7 protein-coding genes are annotated in these 8,781 nt (G+C 33.2%); 5 read left to right on the top strand and 2 right to left on the bottom strand.

All coding sequences use genetic code 11. The features are described from left to right. The 3 genes from AB8B65_RS00190 to AB8B65_RS00180 all read left to right on the top strand — a co-directional run. Positions 1-627: SulP family inorganic anion transporter (locus tag AB8B65_RS00190; protein ID WP_405298766.1), on the top strand; the 627-nt coding region annotated here is incomplete at its 5' end. Between the two features lie 83 nt (positions 628-710). Continuing rightward, positions 711-2,927 carry a response regulator gene (locus AB8B65_RS00185; protein WP_405298764.1) on the top strand — a complete coding sequence of 739 codons (2,217 nt, stop codon included), beginning with the start codon at positions 711-713 and terminating at the stop codon, positions 2,925-2,927. Continuing rightward, positions 2,917-5,100: an ATP-binding protein gene (locus tag AB8B65_RS00180; RefSeq protein ID WP_405298763.1), complete on the top strand. Its 2,184-nt coding sequence runs from the start codon at positions 2,917-2,919 to the stop codon at positions 5,098-5,100. The genes AB8B65_RS00185 and AB8B65_RS00180 overlap by 11 nt, the downstream gene beginning before the upstream one ends. Positions 5,101-5,452: 352 nt before the next feature. Here the strand turns inward: AB8B65_RS00180 and coaD are convergent, their stop codons facing one another. Together coaD and AB8B65_RS00170 are read right to left on the bottom strand one after the other, a co-directional pair. Beyond that, positions 5,453-5,905 (bottom strand): pantetheine-phosphate adenylyltransferase, encoded by a 453-nt coding sequence (gene coaD, locus AB8B65_RS00175; RefSeq protein ID WP_405298762.1) that lies wholly within the window; start codon positions 5,903-5,905, stop codon positions 5,453-5,455. Positions 5,906-5,939: 34 nt separating this feature from the next. After that, on the bottom strand, positions 5,940-6,920 hold the full coding sequence (locus AB8B65_RS00170; RefSeq protein ID WP_405298761.1) for a D-alanine--D-alanine ligase: 981 nt from the start codon (positions 6,918-6,920) through the stop codon (positions 5,940-5,942). A 121-nt stretch (positions 6,921-7,041) separates the two neighbouring features. On the opposite strand from AB8B65_RS00170, the gene AB8B65_RS00165 reads away from it, so the two are divergent. Together AB8B65_RS00165 and AB8B65_RS00160 are read left to right on the top strand one after the other, a co-directional pair. Next, positions 7,042-7,671: a PASTA domain-containing protein gene (locus tag AB8B65_RS00165; RefSeq protein ID WP_405298760.1), complete on the top strand. Its 630-nt coding sequence runs from the start codon at positions 7,042-7,044 to the stop codon at positions 7,669-7,671. Next, the gene (locus AB8B65_RS00160) at positions 7,658-8,698 is read left to right on the top strand and encodes an RluA family pseudouridine synthase (protein WP_405298759.1); all 1,041 of its coding nucleotides are present in this window, start codon (positions 7,658-7,660) and stop codon (positions 8,696-8,698) included. Before AB8B65_RS00165 ends, AB8B65_RS00160 begins: the two co-directional genes overlap by 14 nt. Positions 8,699-8,781 lie beyond the last annotated feature (83 nt).

The following is an 8,781-nucleotide window of genomic DNA, read 5'->3' as shown; positions in this document are numbered from 1 at the left end:
TCTGGAGTTGTAGCCGCAGTTGCTTTGTTATGTTTTATTCTTTTTGCTTCTGGTTTAATAGAGCAAGTACCAATTGCCGCACTTGTAGGCGTAATGTTTATGGTTGTCATAGGAACATTTGCGTGGAGTAGTTTTAGAATTTTAAACAAAATTCCTATCAGTGATGCTATTGTATTAATTGCGGTTTCGTTAATTACGGTTTGGAAAGATTTAGCAGTAGCCGTTATTGCAGGTGTTATTATATCTGCATTGGTATTTTCGTGGGAGAATGCAAAACGTATCCGCGCACGCAAAAAAGTATTGGAAGATGGAACTAAAGTGTACGAAATTTTTGGGCCTTTATTCTTTGGAAGTATTCAGGCATTCAATAGTAAGTTTGATATAAAAAATGATCCGGACGTTGTTGTGATTGATTTTATGGAATCGAGAGTTTCAGACCATTCTGCATTAGAAGCTATTTTTAATTTGACACAAAAATACGAAGCAGCTGGAAAACAATTGCGTATTAAACATTTAAGTGAAGATTGTAAAGCGTTAATGGTGAAAGCTTCTCCAAAACTTGCAAACGTTATTGAAGATGCTGTAGATGATCCTAGATATCACGTAATGATGGATTTACAAAAATAATATAATGACTGAATCGTTAAAAAAATAAAAAGCTACGCTAATTTTTGTATCTTTTTCCCCTGATTATAGCCTACTTACTAAACATGGTTGCCTTACGATTGTTTTTATTGCTCTTTGCCTTTGCATCTTTTTCGCATGGACAAACAGGTCGTACCATAACGAAAGATAGTATTATTCAACTTCAGGCAACAGCCAAAAAACTCTCTTCAAAGCGAAAATTTAGCAAAGCAATTACTTTAGGTGAACGCTCTTTAAAAGAAGCTTCAGTTGTGCAAAATGATAGTCTCATTGCAGAAAGTTACGTTACACTTGGTAGTGTATATGTGAAAATGAGCTATAAAGAGCGTGCTGTTGTAAACTACAACAAAGCAATTGAATATTTCACCAAAAAAAATAATGAAAAACGCTTGATGGAAATTCACAGCGATATTGGCTATTATTTATTTAAGAATGGAGAATTAGAAGCAGCAGAAAAGCATTTAAAATTAAGTCTTGAACTTTCAAAAAAGTTTCAGAATCATATAAATTCTATACGTCCTAAGTATCATATTGGACAATTGTATGTGGCCATAGGAGGATACGATAAAGCAAAAAAATGCTTTGAAAAAGTAATTGCCTATTGTATTGATAATCCTAACTATTTGCCAAGGGAAGACATGCTTCAAGGCGCCTATTATTTTAGTGGAAAAGCAGCATTTTTACAGGGAAAAATAGACGAAGCAGAAGCATACTACAAAGATGCAATTACCATGTGCGATCCTTCACATAAAGAACACTTGGATTTATTGGCGTCAACCTATAAAGGCTTAGCAGAAACATATACCAAGAAAGGAAATTCAGAAGCTGCATTAGCCGCACTTGAAAAACATATTCAGTATTACGAAACGTTCAGTTTGAACAAAAAATCAACATTGCTTTCCGAAATTGTCATGAAATATGGAATTGACGAATATGAAGGACGATTGGAAAATATTGAAAAAGAGCAAGAAGCTAGAGAATTGTACATTTCAAACTATAAAAAACTGACTACTATTTTCGTAATTATTTTAGTGGTTTTAGTACTGCTAACAGGTGTTTTTTATCTGAATCAACGCGCAAGAATTCGCACAAATGCTTTGTTAAGCGGACAAAATAAGCAATTGGTTGAAGCAAAAAAGCAAATAGAAAATGTTTCCAAAATTAGAACAAATTTCTTCTCATTGATCAGTCACGAATTACGGACACCTTTGTATGCTATTATTGGAATGACAAATTTATTATTGTTAGAAAAACCAGCGGAATTTCAGGAACGTTATTTAAAATCATTAAAGTTTTCGGGTGAACATTTATTGGCAATCATCAACAATATTCTTCAAATGAATAAAGTAGAAGCGAGCAAAATGGAAGCCGTGGAAGAAAACGTTTTTTTGAATAAAAATATCAAAAATGTGATTACTTCTGTAAACTTTCTTGTGAAAGAAAATCGCAATAAAATTGATGTTAAAATTGACGAAAACATTCCAAATCAATTGTTGGGCGATAGTTTAAAAATTTCACAAATCCTTTTCAATCTTTTAGACAATGCCGTTCGCTATAATATGGAATCTAATATCCGATTAAAAGTTAGTCTGGTAGGAGAAACCAGTGAAAAAATTCGATTAAAATTTTCGGTAAAAGATAATGGTTTGGGCATTCCGCAACAGAAAAAACATGTTGTTTTTGAAAATCTCGAAAAAGGAATTATTCTCAATGAAAATAACGGATATCTCGATTTAGGTTTGGGTTTAACAACGGTAAATAATCTGCTAAAAGTATTAAAATCAAAACTACATTTACGAAGTGTGCTTAACAGAGGATCTGAGTTTTATTTTGAATTGGATTTACAAAAAGTAACCGTTTCAAAAGTAGAAGACGAAATTGAATTTGAAAATAGAACGTACAATTTTAAAGATCTTAATATCTTAATTGTAGATGATAATGCTGTAAACGGATTGTTAACTCAAAAAATATTGGAACGTCAGCAAATACAAACTAAAGTTGTATTGAGTGGTTTTTCTGCATTAGATATTATAGAAAAACAAAAATTTGATTTGATTTTAATGGATATGTTTATGCCGAAACTAAACGGTTTGGAAACCATTCAGAAAATTAGAGAAAACAATAATAACGTGCCAATCATCTTATTAACAGCAATGGAAATTTCGGATGCGTACGCAAAAGTAGTGGATACCAAAATTAGTGGTGTCATTACAAAACCATTTGAGCCAGAATTATTGTATGATAAAATTGACTATATAATACACCAATCAAATGAGGCGTAGTTTTATTTTACATATCATCCTTGGCTTCTTTGCTTGTGCACAACTAAGTGCGCAAGAAGTATCTTTTGACAGTATTCAAAAGTTAAATGATACTGCATTTGACTTTGCGCGCGATTATCGTTTTGGACAAGCACTTTCATACAGTTATATTGCCATACAACACGCAACAAAAAATGAAGATGATAAAGCGTTGGCGTTTTCTTATTACACATTGGCAGTTACATACAAGCGAATGCAGTATGTTGACAAAGCGAAAAATTATTATGAAAAAGCGCTCAAAATTCAAAAAAAGATAGGAGATAAACGTCAAATCATACTTACTTATCACGATTTAGTGCGATTAGCCATAACTGAAGAAAATTATCGTGTAGCAAATAACTATCTCAAAAAAGGCTATGCCGTTGCAAAAACCACACAAGTGGTAGAAGATATGTTAATTTTAGATTGGGGAAAAATAGCATTGTTACAAGCTGAAAAACGGTATGAAGGCTTGTTGAAATTTGTGAAAGAAGTAGAAACTCGTGTAAAAGCTTCTACAGGCAAAAAAATATTTTTCACAGCTCGCATGAACTATCTAGAGTTTACAAAAGGTGATGCTTATTTTTATTTGGATGATTTTGAAAATGCACAAAAATTCCTAGAGAAACACATCATAAATGAATATGTACATGTTAACGATTTGGTAAGTTCGTACCAACAACTTGCGGAAATTTACAAATCGAAAGGTGAAATAAAAAAAGAAAGAGAAGCAATATTAAATTATCAACTAAAGCTAAAAGAGAAATTAGAGCAAGACCGTGCGAGTTTACAAGAAGAATTATTGGCAAATTATAGTTTGACCAAAGATCAACTCAAATTAGATGTTTTAGAAGAAAAAAACTATCAACAAAGCATCATTGTAAACCGATTTAAAGTCGTGTTAGTTATTATTATTATATTATTGATCGGTTGTATTATTTTGGGAACATTAATCATAAAAACAATCTACAAGAAGATAAAAAGTAACAAACTGTTACGTATCAAACAACTCAAACTAGAAGAAGCTAAATTGAAAGCAGAAATGACTTCAAAAACGAAATCGAACTTCTTCTCTATGATGAGTCACGAATTGCGCACACCTTTGTATGCGGTTACAGGAATTACACATTTACTTTTAGAGGAAGATCCGAAGCCATCACAACAGCAATATTTAAAGTCGCTGAAATTTTCGGGCGATCATTTATTGTCTTTGGTGAATAATATTTTGCAAGCCAACAAACTAGAGGACAATACAATTACAATTGGTGCATCTACGTTTAATTTAAAAGCGAATATTGACAATATAATAAAGTCGTTTGATTTGTTGATTAAAGATCGTGAAAATGAACTCAATATTGCCTACGACAAGGAAATTCCAGAATTATTAGTGGGAGATAGTTTGAAAATTTCTCAAATATTGATCAACCTCATTAGTAACGCTATTAAGTTTACAAAAAACGGAACCATTCGTTTGAGTGTTGAAAAGTTAGATGAAACTGATGAAGATGTAAAATTGCATTTTTGTATTCAAGATACAGGAATTGGTATTCCGAAAGAAAAGCAAGAAAAGGTATTTGAAGTATTTTCGCAAAATCATGATGTTGTAAATGAAGAATATCAAGGTTCTGGTTTGGGATTGTCAATTGTAAAAAAGCTCTTGGAAGTATACAACAGTACTATTCATTTAGAAAGTAAAGAGAATGTTGGAACTACATTTACCTTTGATATTCGTTTCCCAAAAGCCACAGAAAGTGTTGATCCGAATATTGAAGTACATATCGATGAGGTAGATTTTAGTAATTTAAAAATGTTGGTGGTGGATGATAATAAAATTAATCAAATGCTGACAAAAAAGATTCTCTCTACCAAACAAATTACAACAGATATTGTAGCAAGTGGCGCTGAAGCGATTGCCATTGTAAAAAACAATTATTACGATTTAATTTTGATGGACATTCACATGCCAGAAATGGACGGTTATGAAGCTACAATGGCGATAAGAAAATTTAATAAAAAAGTGCCAATCATTGCATTTACGGCAGTTTCTTTGGATGATAGTTTGCCAAAAATTGTCAGTTCAGGTATGAACGATATGATTATAAAACCATTTGTGGCTTCGCAATTATTTACGTTGATTCAGAAATATATGGATTGATTTAGACGCGCTTTGCTGTTAGAAACGCTTACGCTTTTAGATTGTTAGAAACGTTTCACTGTTAGAGTGCTATCGCTTTTGGATACGGCTTTTGCCTCTTAGAATTCGCTTCGACAGGTTCAGCGCGAGCGCTTTTGGAAATATATGAACATTGAGCGGAGTCGAAATGTGGATCGCTTCGCGTGTGTTCTTAAGCCTCTTTGGAACGTCTTTGCGAGCGTTTTGATAAAAACGCGCGGCAATCTGTTTCTGAATAGCTCAACACGTAACTTCGAGTACATTTGCTTCGAAAATTTGTATCAGGAAGTACTTTGAAACTCTTTTTTTATTTCATATTTCCCTAATACCCAAACTAAACCCGAACCGAATCCGGAACCAACAACGTATAATCTCCGTTATGGCGAATGACTTCCCGAACGATGGAAGATGAAATATACGATGTGCTTGCGGCAGTTAATAAGAACACCGTTTCTATCGGAGCCAAATCGCGATTGGTATGTGCAATGGCTTTCTCAAACTCAAAATCAGCAGGATTTCTCAATCCACGTAAAATAAAATCGATATGATTTCTTTTACAAAAATCAACCGTTAAACCTTCGTAGGTTACGACTGTTACATTTGGTTCATCTTTAAAAGAATCTTCAATAAATTGTTTACGTTGTTCCAAACTGAACATATATTTTTTAGCAGAATTTACGCCGATAGCGACAATAACTTCATCAAATAATTTGACACCGCGTTTGATAATATCGTAATGTCCTAACGTAATTGGATCAAAAGATCCTGGGAAAACAGCTCGTTTCATTTTGTATAATTGTGATAAAAACTAGGACAAGTTACTACTTTTTGGCCAAAGCCAATTCAACAGCATTGCCAAATAATGCTTCTAAGGAAATTCCAGCTTCTTTTGCTTGTTGCGGCAAAATACTTTCTTCGGTCATTCCGGGCACAGTATTTACTTCTAACAAATAAGGTTCGTCATTTTTAAAAATAAATTCGCTTCGCGAAAAACCGTCCATTTTTAAAATTTCATAAATACTTTTTGCCATTTTTGATACTTTTTCGGCAAGTTCAGTCGAAATTCGTGCAGGTGTTATTTCTTGCGATTTTCCTAAATACTTCGCTTCATAATCAAAGAAATCATTTTCTGAAACAATTTCTGTAATTGGTAAAACGGTAACGGTTCCTTTATAATTAATAACGCCAACAGAAACTTCAACACCATCTAAAAACGATTCAATAATAACCTCATCATCTTCTTTCAGCGCGATGTCAATTGCATTTTGAAGTGCTTCAATTTTATGCACTTTGGAAATTCCGAAACTACTTCCTGCTTTATTTGCTTTTACAAAACAGGGCAAACCTACTTTTGCAACAATGGCAGCTTCGTCAATGGCATCGCCAGCATTCAAATAATACGAGGTTGCACATTTAATTCCGTACGGTTTTAAGGTAGATAATAAATCACGTTTATTAAACGTCAATGCAGCTTGGTACATGCCACAACTTGTATGTGGAATTCCTAAAAGTTCCAAATAACCTAATATATAACCATCTTCGCCAGGTGTTCCATGAATGGCATTAAACACACAGTCAAATGTAATTTTAATGTCATCAATTATAACCGAAAAATCGTTTTTATCTATTAGAAATTCTTTCGTGTCAGAAGTTACACAAACCCATTTATCTTGAAAAACATGTACTTTATATGCATTATATTTTTCAGTATTCAAATGTTTGTATACTACATTTCCAGTTTTTAGTGAAATGGCGTATTCACTCGAATAACCGCCCATAATGATGGCAATATTTTTCTTCATTTTTATAAGAAATAAGACAAATAAACGTTCTAAAAACGAAAGTAAATGTATTTGCGGACATATCAAAGTAGAATATTAGGAATAATAGTATGTATATTTGTCCCATTAAAACGTATTAGAAATGAATTTTAAAAAGCTTCTTTCGGCAATCAAAGCCTTTTTTAACCGATTTCCTATATTAAAAGTGATATTCAAGCAAGTAGGAATTGCCATTGTAGTTGTTGCTATATTGGTTTTTTTAATCACGACTTGGCTCGATTTTTCTACAAATAACGGAGAATTTAAAACGGTTCCTGATTTGGCAAAGCTTTCATTTGAAGAAGCCAAAGCTAAATTGGAAGAAACGGATTTGAGTTTTAGCATACAAGATACTGTAAATTATAATCCAGATTTTCCTGCGTATTCTATCATTGAACAATATCCAGTGAAAGGAAAAAAAGTAAAAGAAGGACGAAAAATATATCTAAAAATAAATCCATCTAAATACCGAGAAGTATCTGTTCCGCATGTAATTCAAATTACAAGACGAACAGCTGAATCTACCTTAAACGCAGTTGGATTTACAGTAGAAAAAGTTACTTACAAAGACAATATTGGTAAAGATATGGTGTTGGGAATGCAATACAAAGGCAAACCTTTAAAACCAAATGACAGACTTCCAAAAATGTCAAAAATAGAATTGATACTTGGAAATGGAAAACGCCCAGGATCAAGAAAAACAGACGAAAACGATAACAATGCAGGAGAATAATTTTCCACAACCGCAAGACGAATCAGACGATTTATACGAACACTATTCATTTACTGCCGAAAAAGGACAGCAACCTTTACGCGTAGATAAATATTTGATGAATTTTATTGAAGGTGCGACTCGAAATAAAATTCAACAATCTGCCAAAGATGGTAATATTTATGTGAATGAAAAACCTGTAAAATCGAATTATAAAGTCAAAGCAAACGACGTTATAAAAGTATTATTTGCACATCCGCCGTACGAGAATTTATTAGTTGGAGAAAACATTCCAATTGATGTTGTGTACGAAGACGACGATTTACTAGTTGTCAATAAACCCGCAGGAATAGTTGTGCATCCAGGACACGGAAACTACTCAGGAACGTTGATTAATGCATTGATTTATCATATTGACAATCTTCCTAAAAATTCTAACGAACGCCCAGGATTGGTGCACCGAATTGATAAAGATACAAGCGGATTGCTAGTAGTGGCAAAAACGGAAGAAGCCATGACACATTTGGCAAAGCAGTTTTTTAATAAGACTTCTGAACGAATTTATTATGCACTCGTTTGGGGAAATGTAGATGAAGAAGAAGGAACGATAGAAGGAAATATTGGTCGTCACCCTAAAAATAGATTGCAAAACACAGTATTTTATGGAGATGATGCCGACAAAGGAAAAGCAGCCGTTACACATTACAAAGTCTTAGAACGTTTTGGATATGTAACCTTGGTTTCTTGTCAGTTAGAAACAGGTCGTACGCACCAAATTCGTGTGCACATGAAACATATTGGTCACACATTATTTAATGATGCACGATATGGCGGTGAGCGTATTTTAAAAGGAACTACTTTTACGAAATACAAACAATTTGTAGACAATTGCTTCAAGATTTTACCACGACAAGCCTTACATGCAAAAACACTCGGATTCATTCACCCACGAACAGGAGAGAAGATGAGTTTCAACTCAGAAATGCCTAAAGACATTGCAGAATGTGTAGAAAAGTGGCGTAACTATGCCAAGCATGTGGATTTGTAACTTTTAGTATTAAGTATTGAAATTATCCCGAAATTAATTGCAAATTCGAGAGTTTAGGTTTTAAAACTAAAAACAAAAAACAA

The organism is Kordia sp., assembly GCF_045105435.1.
Taxonomy (GTDB): Bacteria; Bacteroidota; Bacteroidia; order Flavobacteriales; family Flavobacteriaceae; genus Kordia.
This window is presented reverse-complemented; position numbering and strand designations above follow the sequence as displayed.